At 33.9% G+C, this 16146-nt stretch carries 6 protein-coding genes; 5 read left to right on the forward strand and 1 reads right to left on the reverse strand.

From position 1 onward, the window contains the following. Positions 1-51: 51 nt before the first annotated feature. The 5 genes from DZ60_RS0115110 to DZ60_RS0115130 all read left to right on the forward strand — a co-directional run bounded on the left by DZ60_RS0115110 (position 52) and on the right by DZ60_RS0115130 (position 14238). Positions 52-9447 carry a Tc toxin subunit A-related protein gene (locus tag DZ60_RS0115110; protein ID WP_025742880.1) on the forward strand — a complete coding sequence of 3132 codons (9396 nt, stop codon included), beginning with the start codon at positions 52-54 and terminating at the stop codon, positions 9445-9447. Between the two features lie 281 nt (positions 9448-9728). Then, positions 9729-11717, forward strand: coding sequence for a tetratricopeptide repeat-containing sensor histidine kinase (locus tag DZ60_RS0115115; RefSeq protein WP_025742881.1), 1989 nt, complete (start codon positions 9729-9731; stop codon positions 11715-11717). A gap of 4 nt (positions 11718-11721) precedes the next feature. Further along, positions 11722-12471 carry a LytR/AlgR family response regulator transcription factor gene (locus tag DZ60_RS0115120; RefSeq protein WP_025742882.1) on the forward strand — a complete coding sequence of 250 codons (750 nt, stop codon included), beginning with the start codon at positions 11722-11724 and terminating at the stop codon, positions 12469-12471. 183 nt (positions 12472-12654) lie between these two features. After that, complete coding sequence (locus tag DZ60_RS0115125) at positions 12655-13464, forward strand: zinc-dependent peptidase (protein WP_025742883.1); 810 nt, start codon at positions 12655-12657, stop codon at positions 13462-13464. Between the two features lie 72 nt (positions 13465-13536). Continuing rightward, the gene (locus tag DZ60_RS0115130) at positions 13537-14238 is read left to right on the forward strand and encodes a Bax inhibitor-1/YccA family protein (RefSeq protein WP_025742884.1); all 702 of its coding nucleotides are present in this window, start codon (positions 13537-13539) and stop codon (positions 14236-14238) included. Between the two features lie 87 nt (positions 14239-14325). Here DZ60_RS0115130 and DZ60_RS0115135 read toward each other — a convergent pair whose 3' ends face one another. After that, entirely contained in the window at positions 14326-16080 is a 1755-nt protein-coding gene (locus DZ60_RS0115135) for an FG-GAP-like repeat-containing protein (RefSeq protein WP_025742885.1), read from the reverse strand. Positions 16081-16146 lie beyond the last annotated feature (66 nt).

Below are 16146 nucleotides of genomic sequence, written 5' to 3' on the forward strand. Positions count from 1 at the left end.
GGGAACAAATCGACCGAAAATAAAATGTTTTTAAGAACAAACACACAAATCATGAAACGATCAAACAACACCCTAAAAGGGACAATTATAGATAAAAAAACAAAAAAAGCAAGAGTACAATTACGAATTGAAGTCTGGGTACAAAAGATTAGGATTCAAAAATTGATAGGTACTTCGGTTACAGATCAAAACGGTCAGTTCGAAATAACATTAGACAGTAAACAACTATCAAAACTGCGTAGGGCAAAAAAAGCACAGTTATTTTATAAAATTTATCAAGATGAGCAGCAAATTTATACCACATCAGCAAAGGATATAAGTGCAGATGATTTTGTAACTACAACCCAGATCGAAATTGACCTGCCAACTTCAGAAAATATAGAGCTACCAGAATTGGATTCACTTGATACAACCGATAATCAATGGCAGGTAAAAGGTCGTGTTACTAACCCTCATGGTGAACCTGTTAATGCGTTAGTAAAAGCATTTGATGTAAATATCAAAGAGAATCAATCTCTTGGGCAAGGGATTACTGACAATGGAGTGTATGTGATATCCTATCAATTAGAACTTGGGGATGAGTCTTTGACCAATTGTAAACTACCAGATATTAAGGTCGAGGCATACCGAAATGATGTTTTAATAGCCTCATCAGAGATTGTCTATAATGCAGGGCAACTCACTACGATTGATCTAGTTATCGGAAATCAAGCATATAAGGGGCTTTCAGAATTTGATACACTAGAACAATTGCTCCAACCTTGTCTAGAAGGTCAGAGTCCCGAAACATTGACTGAAGCCCATATAGAGTATCTGGCTAATAAAACAGGTGCTGATCAACAAAGGATTACACTATATTCTTTGTCATATCGACAGAGCGTTCTTGTACAAACGGCACCACCTTTATTTTATGGTTGCTATCGCAAGGGATTACCTTATAGTTTGGATAAATTGACAGCACTAAAATCGCAAGTAATCAGAACTCGTATTCAAATGGCGGTTGATGATAATATAATCGATCAAAAATGGGTGGATGAGGTAGATGATTTTATGAGCTCGCTTACAACTTCGGGTATAAAAAGTGCTCTCAGTATAGATGCTGATACGACAAAAACTTCATTAGGAAAGGTGTTCACACAAATTAATATCCCAGAGAGTGATCAAATAGAAGTATTAACTCTTTATCTAAAAAATCAAGAAAATATACAGATTTTTTGGGAGGAATTAAGAAAGAATCAAACCTTAGGACAATATGAAAATCAACTACGATTAGTTCTTAAAATATCTGCCCTTACTCAACATTATGAGCCTGCGACCATAGCACTTATGGAGCACCCGATTTTTGATCAAAGCACAGATATCTCTCAATTGACCGGGCTTAGTACCTCAGATTGGAGTGCAATTACCAAAAGTATTGGGTCTGCTCCCGAAAATATTCCAGGTAAGGATGAAGAGCAGCTAGTCAATTACGGACTCTTGATGGAAAAATCAATTATGAGTGCATTTCCGACATCACATGTCGCAGTTAATATTAGTAAAAGTGACCAATATCAAAATACAGAACTGCCAAAGTTTTTTGAAGTAGCTACTGATTTTTCTTTTGTAGGGACTAATATCTCAGAATATGTTAATGGATTAAATGGAAGTATTACAGATAAAGAAACAGTGATCAAAGATCTTTCAAAATTACAGCGGTTATTCTATCTGGCACCAGCACATAATCGTTATGCAGTAATAGAAGCATTAGATTCAGAAGGACTTCATTCGGCTTTGCAGATTAAACGATATGGTAAAAAAGCATTCATCAACACTTTCGGTAGAAAAATAGGACAAACATTGGCTGCAAAACTCTATAGTAAAGCTAGTTATGTAAATGCTGCAACCATGAATCTGGCACTACAGTATAATGATCTTAGCGGAGGTGTACTTCCTCATGTTTTGCAAGGAAATAATGTCGAAAGTAGTAAACCAGAGGCATTAGGATTACCCGACCTTAACACATTATTTGGTGGGCAAAGTTTTTGTTCATGTAAACACTGTCGTTCTGTATACAGCGCTGCTGCTTACTTTGTTGACCTATTATCTTACTTAGGAGAACATTATGCGATTGATCAGGATCTGTCTACAGAGGATGATTTGGTCTATAAAGAAACTACAGGACTCGATCTTTTGTTCGAGCGTAGGGCTGAGTTGGGAGAGATTGTATTGAATTGTGAAAATACCAATACAATGATTCCTTATTTGGATATTGTAAATGAAGTATTAGAAAATGCAATTGCTCCGTTATTATCTGGCGCGGCAAATCAAACGACAAGTACATCAGAGGAGCTCAAAGCCAATCCAGAGCATATAAATTTGGTAGCCTATGAAAAATTGTCTGATGAAATCTTCCCCTTTTCACAGCCATTTAACCTCTTTAATGAAGAAGGGAAAGTGTACTTAGAGCATTTAGGTATTACACGAAATAAAATGATGGATACCTTTCAGTTTTTGGGTGGTATAAATGAACCCAATGATCAGGATAAATATGCAGTACAACTTAATTTAACTAGTAATGGAAAAGAAATCATAGTAGGAGAAACTACACTTGATACTGTTTCATACACAACAAAAGATTTTTGGGGAGTCGATGCAACCCAATGGCGAGTAGCATTAATCAATGTAAGAACTTTTATTGATAAAATAGAAATCTCCTATGAGCAGTTGCTAGAATTTCTACAACTCAACTTTGTAAATGCAACGGGTATCGTTAAAGTAAAATTTGCCCCAGAAGCTCCTTGTGATATTGATCAAGCCATATTATCTTACTGGGATGATAGTACAGAAAGTTTTTCTTCAGATCCGATTAATGAGAAATTTTTTATTCGAGCGCACTGCTTTTTTAGACTTCTCAATAAAGTGCCTTGGACAATTTTTGAGTTGGGTCGCATTATGGATGCTTTGGGAATAGAAAATATAACCGAAAGTTTTATTGAACAGATTGCCATTCTTCTACAAGTACAGGAAAAATTTGATATTGAACCCTTAGAATTGATAAGTTGGTGGACAATTTTAAACACACAATCTGATGAAAATAATACAAGCGATCGCTCATTTTACGCTCGGTATTTTCTTAATAAAACGGTGTTTGATCCACAAGAAATCAATGAAGAAACCTTTGTGTTTACACTAAACTCTGAGAAGACAGAACTTCTTAATAGTAATTATCTCATAAGTGATTACATGAATGAGATTGCGGCAGCATTACATATCAGTTCTCAGGATTTAGGATTACTTACAGAGACTTTGCGTACCGCAATAGATGAAGTAGATGACGCCCTGAATCTAAAAAACCTGTCACAATTATTTCGTTTGGTCTCTTTAATTAATGCGGTAGACATCTCAGTAGAAGAATATCTGATTGCAGTAGATTTTATAACAGGTACTCCTTTTGATTCAAGTCAACCAACAGAACTACTTTCATTTGTACAACAAATAGAACAGGTACAGCGATCTCATTTTAGTTTTTCAGAGCTCAGATACCTTCTATTAGATCAATATAACTCTACAGAAGGAATTGCTCCTGCTGAAGATCATATTAGTTCGTTATTTATTTCTTTACAAGAGGGAATGTCTAAGATAAAATCAGAGCATGAAGTAGTACTAGATGAATCAGGAATTCCTATCGATCCAATCGGGGAACTTTGTAAACAAAAGTTGTCATTACTCATAGAAACTGAAGGTTTGGATGCTGTAGTGACTCTGGTTGAAGCTACCGATGAACTATCTGCAGAGGATGAAGCGAATGCAGCTACCTATTTGTATTTTCTTGATGTTGACCAATTGATAGTTGATTTTGCTACTGAAACTTATAGCAGTATAGACACTAGATATGCCTATATACTCGAAAGACTTCTTGAGTATTTAGTGATTATCCAAAGTCAAAGTTTTATTATTCAATCCATAGCCGAAGATTTATCTATAGATCAGGATACTTCAGAATTGTTATTGACCCAATTACTATATTCTGCTAACCCGGCAATGGATCCTAATACTCCCATATTTACTATTACAGACTTTACAGATCCGGCATTTGCATATGATGAGTTAGTCGAGGATGAGGTATTTGATCTTTCTGAGTTTAGTATACAACATAATAGCTATTTGATGTTATACAAATCGGCTATGTTCATTACCAAGTTTGATCTTACAGTAGATGATATAAGCTGGACTTTTTTAAATGGATCAGGTATTGGTTGGATTGATCTAAATGAGATTACAGGAGCAGCGCCAGATGTATTTTTAGCTTGGCGTAAGACAGAAAAATTCTTCTATATGCGACAGCAATTTGCTCAAGGAGATACCACATTTTTTGACTTAATGGAGTATGCAGCGGACCCCATAGTACTAGAAACTGTAGAGACGGGTTACGAAGAAGAAGTAGATGCTTTTATTGCTGAATCTACCATTTGGACAGACATGGATGCAGATTTTTTGATCTTCTTGAATTTGGTGTCAGAAATTACTGGGTGGGAAAAGGATTCATTATTTTATTTTGCAAGTACAGAAGCATATTCTTTTAGTTTTGAAAACTTTAAAGATGAACAAGCGTTTTATCAATTGATGCAATGTTTTGAAGTACTCAATATTTTAGGTGCTTCGGCTCAGGATGCATGGAGCTGGATGGCTGTTGATCTAACAGTAGAAAATTCTGCTAATATTAAGCAAATCGCAAAATCTAACTATAGCCTTACCCAATGGTTAGATGTGGCCGCACCTTTGCGCGACATAGTACGTGAGAAACAACGTGATGCATTAACCGCTTACTTAATTCAGAATGGTGGGTTTAAAGATGAGAATGCCCTATACGAGTATTACCTGTTAGATGTAGAAACAAGTGCCTGTACAATGTCTTCGCGTATTGTACTTGCTAATAGCTCAGTACAATTGTTTGTTCAACGACATTTGATGAATTTGGAGACTGAACGTGTCGATTTGGATATAGATCGATGGGAATGGATGAAAAATTATCGGGTTTGGGAAGCCAATAGAAAAGTATTTCTATATCCAGAAAACTGGATTGAACCAGAACTACGTTTATCAAAATCCGAATTTTTTACAGATCTTCAAAATGCTTTGTTGCAAAATGATGTCACTGCTAATTTGGTAGAAAACTCGATAAAAGACTATTTAGAAAAGCTTGATACAGTTTCTAATATTGAAGTGTGTGGTTCGTATCATGAATATGAGGAAAAGGACGGAATCACTACAATAGATGTACTCCATGTTTTTGGGAGAACCAGCAGTGTTCCAAAAGAATTTTTTTACAGAACCTTTATTGATAACATGCACTGGACTCCATGGACAAAAGTGAATTTGGATATTAAAGGGGATTTAGTACCACTGGTTATTGATGGAAAACTACATTTATTCTGGATGGAGATGGTAGAAACACAGAGGGATGATGATCCTTTTATTGATTATGTATGGCAAATTAAACTCGCCTACAGCGAGTATAAAAACGGAAAATGGTTGGCAAAGAAAGTAACTGAAGAGTTCATAGAATCACCTGGGTTCAGCTATTCAGGAGTTCCATTTAATTTCTTTTTTGTTACCGAACAATTAGATTCTTACGTTAAGTTTAGGTTTAAATGGATCATAATTTCAGACGATGAGTACGAAGGTTCATTTCAATTTTATTATGCCACTAAAAAAATTAAGATCTCTCCAATGATACCCGTTGAAAACAATGAACTTTTAACCATAAAACCTACAGATAGTATTGTTGATAACATGGCTTATTTAGAAGGGGGATATCATAATTCTCTTGAACTCCCAAGCGCAAAAGTTGATGCCAATGGTAACTATGAAGGGAACGAAAATTATATAAAGGTTCTTGATGCTACACCTAGTCCATTCCGCATTCCAATTCCACATCAATATGAGGTATTTGTATCGCAGACCAATTTCTTTTATAATGATGATGATCGTAATTTTTTTGTAAAACCTTATAGTTCATTTGATTATGATTATACAAATGGTACAGGAAATTCATCTGAGGAATTAGGAACGCATCTCGATTTTTACTTGAACGAATCTGATATTGAAGTAGGTATTTTTGAGGAAACAATTTATGATATACAGGGAATAGAGGAAATAATATTGGATAACGGACCAAAAGACCAAATAGATCCGCTACCCACTTTTTTGACGAAAATAGCCCAGTCAACGATCACGAAAAATACGACAATAGACGAACCAAAAATTAAGCTAGAAACAAATACCAAAACTGCCGATACGAATTTAGAAAGTATTATGGTCAATCAACAGGTAGAACAATTTGAGTATTTAGGGATTAAAAAATATAGATTTCATAATTTTTATCATCCTTATATAAATGACTTTATCAAAACTGTTAATCTTGATGGAATTAGTGGGCTTTTAACAAGAGAAATGCAACAACAACTATTAGAATATTTCGATACTACTTATGATCCTACAGAAAATGTGCATACGACATATCCGATAAGAGAAGTTGATTTTTCTAACACAGGTGCGATGTCTTTTTATAATTGGGAATTGTTTTTTCATATCCCGATGCTCATAGCAGCTAGATTAAGTGAAAACCAGCAATTTGAGGATGCTCAACGTTGGTATCATTTTATTTTTAATCCATTAGATCGTTCTTCAGAAGTTTCTCCCAATAAATTTTGGCAGTTTATACCTTTTTTTGAGTTGTACAGTGATGGAGAAAGTGCTTCAGAGGATAGTATTTATAATTTGTTGTATGCACTCAGTTATATGGGGACAGATAGTGAACTGCTTGACAAGAAAGAAGAAGTAGAACAACAAATAAAAGTATGGCTTGATAATTCATTTGACCCCCATGCTATTGCAGCTTTAAGACCTGTGGCTTATATGAAATCTGTAGTGATGAAATACATTGATAATCTGATCGATTGGGGAGATCAATTATTTCAACAGGATACCATAGAATCAATTAACGAAGCGACACAGATCTACATCCTTGCAGCACAGATTTTGGGAGACAGACCAGAACTAATACCAGTAGAAGAAACCGAAGCACGAACATATAACCAACTTATTGATGAAGCAGGGGAGTTAGATGCTTTTTCAAACGCATTGGTTTCACTAGAAAATACGTATACTAGTGAAAATTCATTTAAAGATTCTTCTGTGACAACAGAATTATTGCCAACAACCTTGTATTTCTGTATTCCTAATAACCCTAATTTATTAGCCTATTGGGATACGGTAGAGGATCGATTATTCAAAATACGACATTGTATGAATATCGAAGGTATCGTGCGTCAACTTCCATTATTTCAGTCCCCGATTGATCCTGCATTATTGGTAAAAGCGCGTGCTGCTGGTGTGAGTATTGGTAGTGTACTTAATGATATGTATGCGCCATTATCTCATTATCGATATCGGGTGATATTTCAAAAATCACTAGAGCTATGTGCAGATGTAAAAACTTTGGGTACTGCTTTGCTAAGTGCTTTAGAAAAGAAAGATGCAGAAGAGATTACATTACTTCGAGCAGGACAAGAATTAAAGTTACTTCAGATTACGACGGATATAAAAAAGCTACAACTTGATGAAGCCCAAGAAACCCTTTCCGGGTTAAAAACTATGCGAAAAATTACAGAGTCAAGGCATGAGTATTATGTTAAGATTGAAAAAACGAGCGAAAAGGAAGCTCTTCAACTTAACAAATTGGAGATGGCCCAAATATTACAATCTATAGGCCAAGGCTATGATCTAGCTGCACAATATAGCCGCTTGATACCAGAAACCGAAGCTAGTGTACCTCCATCAGCGACTTTTGGAGGAGCTAATTTAGGTGATGCATTAAATTTTTATGGTAGCTATTATAGATTTTTATCCTCTATAGAATCTTATCAGGCAAATAAAGCTTCGATCGAAGCAAGTCATAATCGACGCTGGGATGATTGGAAACTCCAAGAAAAATTAGCTTCTAGAGAATTGGATCATATAGATAAACAAATCACAGCTTCAGAAATAAGAGTAGCTCTTATGGAGAAAGAAGTAGATAATCATATGATCCATATAGACCATAGTCAGGAAGTAAATGACTTTATGACCAGTAAGTTCACCAACAAAGAACTTTATGAGTGGATGAGTGGACAACTCTCTACTATATATTTTCAAAGTTATCAAATAGCATATGATTTGGCCAAAAAAGCACAAAAGTGTTTTCAATATGAGTTGGCTTCAGATCAAACCTTTATTGAGTTTGGTTATTGGGATAGCCTTAAGAAAGGGCTGCTTGCAGGCGACAAGCTTCATTATGACCTCAGAAGAATGGAAACTGTATATCTGGATCAAAATAAGAGAATGTTCGAATTAACTAAATCGATATCTCTATCCATGCTGGATCCAATGGCATTGATACAACTTAGAGAAGACGGTAGTTGCTATATCAATTTGTCAGAAGTCTTATTTGATCTGGATCATCCCGGGCATTATTTACGAAGAATAAAATCAGTACAGTTAACCATCCCTTGTGTGACTGGTCCGTATACCTCTATTAATTGTAAACTTACTTTATTAGATAATAAATGGCGAAAGGATACAAGCGGAGAATATCCTGAGAATATAGAAGAAGATTATGATACTCGCTTTGTATATCAAACAGGGGGAACACAATCTATAGCAACGAGTTCAGGACAGAATGATAGTGGTATGTTTCAGCTCAATTTTAATGATGAACGATACTTGCCATTTGAAGGGGCAGGAGCAATTAGCAACTGGCTTCTCGAAATACCGTCTAGCATACGATCCTTTGACTATAATAGTATATCAGATGTTATTATATCTCTTAACTACACTGCCAAGGACGGAGGAAATCTTTTGAGAGATAAAGCTAATGAAACACTAGGGCAGGCTTTGCAAGAAATGAGTTTGGGATCAGGGGAGGATGCCATAGGATTAACAAGAATGTTTAGTCTTAAACATGAGTTATCTAATGAATGGTATCGTTTTCTAAACCCACCTGTCGATCAAGAGGGGCAAAATATGGTATTGGATTTAGGTATTGAGAAATTTCCATTTATGTTTAGGGATGAGGGGATTAATATTACTAGTCTCGAAATGATAATGATTATAGCGGATTCCTCGATAGAGGAGGGCATAAGTCACACCATTAAGCTAGGTGTTATTATGCCTTCTGGTCAGGTTTTAACTTCTATGAGTGGCGAAGTAGAAACAGAAGGGATTCTATTATCTACTAATAATAATTTAGGAGGTCAGTTATATGAAGCTTCTTCAATGCTTTTTTCTGAAAACCCTGGAGAATGGATAGTTAGTGTGGATGAAGAAGAAATACCAGATATCCTAATTTTAGACGAAAACGATCACAAACGATTAGATCCCGAAATCGTAAAAGATTTGATCCTAGTGTTTAGATATTCAATTACCTGAGTGATCGTATTACAAACAACAATTTGTTTATTTCAAACTTAAAATTAGGATACTTTTATTTACATGATAAGTATATAATATCAAGACCTCATAGTTTTTTAAACTTATGAGGTTTTGAAGGTTTAGTAAGGAACTATAATTCGTTTGTTTTGAACCTGTTTTTTTAAGTTAAAAATGAATTATTTAGGGGGTATTACCCCTGTGGGTTTTTAGGATAAATTCATTAAATTGTTGGATATATTATAGAAGGAATTTCTATGTTTTTTTTAAATCACTAAAAGATGAAATCACCTTGTTACAAGAGTATTACTTTGGTTATTCTACTTTTTGTAAACGTATCCATAAATGCTCAATATCAAAAAAGAATAGATAGTTTATTGACATTGATTCCTCTCGCCAAAGAAGATACACTAAAGGTGCAGTTGTATAAACATCTATGTTGGAACTACGGAGGGCTTCGGACTGAATTAGAAGTTACTCGTGCATATGCAGATAGTACGTTTTGGCTTTCAAAGAAATTACAATATGAAAAAGGAATTATAGAAGCATATCATTGCTATGGTATGGTTAATCGATATGAGGGTAACTATCCAAAGGCGTTAGAATGCTTGCAAACATATGTCACATATTGTAAAAAAAATAACCATCCAATAAAAGAAACACAAGGTTGGTTTCAGATAGGAGCGGTATATCAATTAATGGGAGATTATGATAAAAGCCTTGCCCCCATGGAGTATTGTCTGCAAATTCAGGAAGAACATAAGGATTGGCACGGGTATGTCGCTACTATGAATTCTATTGGTATCGTCTATAAAAGAATGGAAAAATATGAAAAAGCTATCGAGAGTTATACAAAAGCAATTGCGGTCAATAAGAAATATAATCTAGGTAGAGACTTAACCTATATTTTTCATAATATAGGTAATGGATATACAGGATTACAACAATTTGATATAGCTCTTAATTGGTATCAAAAGAGTCTTGATCTTGCGAATTTGGCAGAGAATACGTATGCAATTACGGGCAATTTGACTGCTATTGGGCGGGCCTATAATTTGATGAATTTACATGATAAGGCATTGGTTTTTCAGTTAAAAGCGTTACAAATACAGGAGGATTCTAGCCAAAGAAACTCATTTTCTAATAGTTTACTAGAAATAGGAAATACATATATAAAACTTAAAAACTATAAAGAAGCAGAAAATAACTTGATAAAGGGGCTCAATATTGCTACAGAGATCAATGCGAAACAGCTAATAAAAAATGGGTATGAATATTTAGAAACTTTATATCTAGAAACAAAACAGTATCGTAGGGCATACGATTATGGTCAACGGTATCGTGCGATTAAAGATAGTATTTTTAGTGAAAAAAAGATTAAACAAATCAATGAACTGCAAGCGAAATATGAAGCTTCAGAGAAGGATAAGCAGATTACAATTTTAGCCAAAGAAAAAGAAATACAGGAGCAAGAAGCTAGACGTCAGGCTAGTATAAAAAGATATTCAATTTTGGCACTTGTGTTATTATTGATAGTTACAGGCTTATCTATATATGTCCTAAATCAGAGGTTGAGAACACAAAAAATAGTTGCTTTAAAGAATAATGAAATTAAAGAAATCAAATTTAGAAGGCAATTGTCAGAACTTAAAATAAAAGCACTGCAAGCACAGATTAATCCACACTTTATGTTCAATTGCATGAATTCTATCAATCAAATGATTCTAGAAGGTGATGCAAAAAATGCTTCTAAATATTTAACAAAACTGGGGGAATTAGTAAGGCGGGTTCTTGAAAACACAGAAGAACCAGAGATACCACTAAAAGAGGAATTGATTATGTTAGAGGAATATATGCAATTAGAAATACTTCGTTTTAGCGGAAAGATTCAATATAAAATGGATGTTCAAAAAGATATTGATCAAGAAAACACCTATTTACCGGCAATGATATTACAACCATTTGTAGAGAATGCAATTTGGCATGGATTGATACCTAAAAAGGAAGATGGCTTGGTAACTATTTCGATTGACCAACTACAAGATCAATTGGTATGTTTTATAGAAGATAATGGTGTAGGTAGAAAAGATAAACAAGAACAACGTAACTCTCTTTGGAAAAAGAAATCTTTAGGGGTTAAAATAACAGAAGAACGTCTTAATTTATGCAATAAAGAGTTTCAGAAGCAATTTGTTCATATCACAGATTTAAAAGATGTGTTAGGTCAATCAGCAGGAACTCGAGTAGAAATTAGCATCCCAATTTCTTAAACATATGATTAGAACCCTCATAATAGATGATGAATTACAAAGCCGTGAAGCACTAAAAAATGCTTTAGAAAAATATTGTCCAGAAGTAGATATAGTTGATGTTATAGACTGTCCTAGAAAAGGAGTTACAGTGATTCAAAACGAATGCCCCGATTTGGTATTTCTTGATGTACAAATGCCTGGTATGTCTGGTTTTGATTTGTTAAAAAAAATTCAAGGTTTTTATTTTGAAGTTATTTTTGTTACCTCTTATGATCATTATGCCATCAAGGCCATAAAATTTAGTGCCTTAGACTATTTGTTGAAACCAATAGATATAGAAGAATTGATTCGGGCAGTTGACAAAACCAAGAAAAAGATTGAACTAGGTCAGAGAAATTTTGGTTACGAATCTGTTTTAAATAATATTAAATATACTACCGGAAAAGTAGAAAAATTAGCCATATCAACACAAGAGGGGATGGATTTTATTAACACAGATTCAATTATTTATCTTCAGGCAGATGGTAGTTACACTAATCTTTATATGATCAATAATAAAAAGCAAATAACTTCAAAAAGCTTAAAGGATTTCCAAGGTGTATTAGAGAGTTCAGGTTTTTTTAGAGTGCATAACTCTTACTTAATCAATCTTAAGCACATACGAAAATATATCAAAGGCGAAGGAGGGTACGTAATTCTTTCAGAAGATCATCATGTTGATGTTTCTCGTAGACGAAAAGATAATTTCCTTAATGTTCTAGATAAGATTTAATTCTCATTCTTAATAGGATACATGTTTTATTTCTATTTCTATCTAAAATATAAGCTTGTGTATCTAAAACTAATGTATAATTCAGGTTAAAACATTATTTTTAATAAATTTATATAGTCTTTACATTCTTTGAATCCTTATTATACCCCTTTAGTCTTCTCTCAGAAAGAGCCCATTAACACCATGTTTCAAACAATACTGGGAGTTGTTCTTACTGTGGTTATTGTTTCGATATGTATATATTACGTGTTGAGATACCTAGAGTCTGTGTACGTAAAATATAAAGGAAAACCATATTTTATTCATTGGTATTGGAAATGTAAAAAGTTGCCATCTCATTTGCAGGAACTTTTAAACGATAATGATTTTTATAACCGATTAGATAGCAAACGTAAACGTTATTTTAGACATAGGATAGCTATGTTTTTAGAAAGCACGCAGTTTGTCGAAAGGGATGGATTAGTGATTAATGATTTTATGCGTATGCAAGTGACTATGATGATCATTACGCTAACCTTTGGTATGCGCCATTATCAATTAGATTATTTACGAACTATTATTCTATATCCATCATCCTTCTTTTCTATTCTAAATCAAACCGAAAATATCGGAGAATTTAACCCTAGATCAAGAGCATTAGTTTTGTCATGGAAAGATTTTCAAAAAGGAAACTTACATCAAGATAAAGGAAAAAGCTTAGGGATTCATGAGATGACTCATGCTATTCACTACAATTCTATAAAGAATAATAATATTAGTTCTGAGATTTTTTATGATACATTTTTGATGTTAGAAAAATACTTGGGAGAGTCAGAAATAAGAAAAGAAATTGTAGACTCAAAAATTTTGAGGGATTATGCTTATACAGACAAATTCGAATTTATAGCAGTGCTGGTAGAAGTCTTTATAGAGTCACCCGAGAAGTTAAAACAAAGTTTCCCTGAAATCTATGAATATGTAGCCCGGATGCTTAATTTTAGATATTTTGAATAATAAATTGAGGACACCATTCCTAAGAAACCAGTATCTTTATCACCATAATAAATTTTTTAATTACATATGAATATGGAAGAATTTCAGCAAGTATTGCCTGTTAGTTCACTTACTGATGACAAACGGGTTGCATTTTATAAAAAAACATATACCCATCTTGCTATGGCTGTATTACTGTTCGTAATTGTAGAATGGGTGTTTTTTCAGATAGAACCGATAGTAAATTTTGCATTCTCTATGACACAAGGTTGGCGATGGTTAGTAATGTTAGGAGGTTTTATGTTGGCTACTTCTTATGCTGAAAAAATGGCACATAAAACACATGATCTTAATAAACAATATCTGGGGTTACTTTTATATGTCGTTGCAGAAGCATTTATTTTTATTCCATTAATAGGAATGGCTATGATGATTGCAGAAAGTGGAGGAGCCAATATTTTAAATCAAGCAGCAATATTGACATTATCATTGTTTACAGGATTGTCAGCTATTGTATTAATAACCAAAAAGGATTTTTCTTTTCTAAAGTCCATACTAGCGATTGGTTTTTTTATCGCAATAGGCCTTATTGTTGCAGGAATGTTATTTGGTTTTAATTTAGGACTTTGGTTTAGTGTTGGTATGGTTGTATTAGCATCCGGATCAATTTTATATCAAACCTCTAATATGGTTCATAAATATGCAGAAGACCAATATGTAGGAGCATCTCTTGGTTTATTTGCTTCATTAATGTTATTATTCTGGTATATATTAAGTATACTTTCGAGAGAGTAGTACCATCAAAAATAAATACCATAAAATTAAAAAAAGCAAGTTCTTATATAAGAACTTGCTTTTCTGGTTTTAGAATATAAAAGAATATTAGTTAAGAATTAACCTTTTGGTAACTGTTTCTTCTTTAGTGCTTATTTTGATGAAATAGTTTCCCTTACGCAATTTAGATACATCAATTATCATTTCTTGGTTCTCATCAAAACTTTTTTTGAGTGCTTTCTGACCAGTACTATTTAATAAAGTTACAAAAATAGGCGTTGACATCATAGGGGGCACAACAGCTATTTTTACCTGATTTTGGGCAGGGTTGGGGTAGGTAATAATTTTTACTTTTTTATTGGTAGAAATACCTTTCTTTTTTTTTCGTTCTTTTAGTGTATAGAATTTATTCCCCTTTAAGTTTTTATACGTGTTTACGTTTCCCGAAGGCCAATAAATTATAAGTTTGTCAATCTTTTTTTGTTTTCCTAATCCAAAATGTGCTCTTAAGCTATTATGCCCCATAAATGAATTCGAGGCAGAGATTTCTCTTTTTTGCTTAATTAGTTTCCCTTTTATTCTTGTGTGTAGTTCTATTCGAGCCCCTAGTGATGCTTTATTAGAGTCATTACCAATAAGGGTGATATTTACAAAATTATTTCTCGTATCCAAATCATTCCTGAATAATCCTTTTATACCTCTTCCTACTACAAAAAAATCTAAATCTCCATCATTATCATAATCTCCAATTGTTGCGCCCGTAGAGCTCCCTAAGGTTGCAGAATTAATAAGGTTGTCACCACTTTCTGTAAATGTACCATCTCCATTATTGACAAAGTATCCGCTACCAGTTGTACTTGACGCCGTTATTAACACATCCAAATCCCCATCATTATCAAAATCACCCCAAACATTTGATAAGTTTTGATCATTTGTATCGGTAAAGGGAGTTTCTGTTGGGATGTAGGTTCCCGATTTGTTGATGTAGAACTTATTTTCGGTACCAGAATAGTTAGTAAGACAGATATCTAAGTCTCCGTCATTATCATAGTCAATAGCATTATAACATTGTCCATCTTGTAATTCTTCTGCAAATGAAAGATCAGCAGTGGTTAACTTTTGAAATCCTTCTTGCCCTGTTTCTACCTGTAAGTTTTTGAATAGAAAATCAGATTTGATCCCTGTAGGTCCAGCAGCAGGGCCGCTAGCAATAAACAAGTCTGTGTCCCCGTCCTCATCATAATCAATCCAATTAGATACGGTATATGCTGCTTTAGTAGTAAGAAATTCATAAGGTTCTGTTACCTCTGAAAATGTACCATCGGCATTACCCCTAAATAGTCTATTAGGAAAACTTGAGCCCCCTAAGAAACCATCAGCAAAAGTGAGAATGACATCTACATAACTATCGTTATTAAAATCACACCATTGTGTACTCCAGGTTGCCGAATTAATACCGTTTAGAATTGTATTAACTTCTGTAAATGTTCCTGTACCATCATTGCTATATATTCTTGTTTCTAGGGTAGAGGGAGCGGAAAATCTTGAGTATAATAGGTCAAGATCTCCATCGTTTTCATAATCTGCCCAGCTACATCCAACTAATGCAGTAGCAGTAGGAATTGAAGATGCACCATCGGCTATTCTGAAATTTCCATCTCCTAAATTTTCATAAATAGTACCTCCGTAAAATAAATCAAGTTTGCTGTCATTATTTATGTCAGTCCATGAGGTTCCAAAGTAATTACCCCCTATCGATGGATCAGAAACAATAGGGTTAATACTATCTTTTATCAATGTAAATTGTTGTGAAAAAGAAGCTATGGTCAAAAAGTTAAAAAAGAATAAAAGTAAAGTTCTCATACGCCCAGTTTTTAAAGAGTTATATCTCTAAATTTCCAAAAAACAGAAGGCTATAGGGTCAATAAT

The organism is Aquimarina pacifica (assembly GCF_000520955.1).
Taxonomy (GTDB): domain Bacteria; phylum Bacteroidota; class Bacteroidia; order Flavobacteriales; family Flavobacteriaceae; genus Aquimarina; species Aquimarina pacifica.

Coding starts and splice junctions, on each gene's coding strand:
- DZ60_RS0115110 (WP_025742880.1), top strand. CDS start 52: ATGAAACGATCAAACAACACCCTAAAAGGGACAATTATAGATAAAAAA.
- DZ60_RS0115115 (WP_025742881.1), top strand. CDS start 9,729: ATGAAATCACCTTGTTACAAGAGTATTACTTTGGTTATTCTACTTTTT.
- DZ60_RS0115120 (WP_025742882.1), top strand. CDS start 11,722: ATGATTAGAACCCTCATAATAGATGATGAATTACAAAGCCGTGAAGCA.
- DZ60_RS0115125 (WP_025742883.1), top strand. CDS start 12,655: ATGTTTCAAACAATACTGGGAGTTGTTCTTACTGTGGTTATTGTTTCG.
- DZ60_RS0115130 (WP_025742884.1), top strand. CDS start 13,537: ATGGAAGAATTTCAGCAAGTATTGCCTGTTAGTTCACTTACTGATGAC.
- DZ60_RS0115135 (WP_025742885.1), bottom strand. CDS start 16,080: ATGAGAACTTTACTTTTATTCTTTTTTAACTTTTTGACCATAGCTTCT.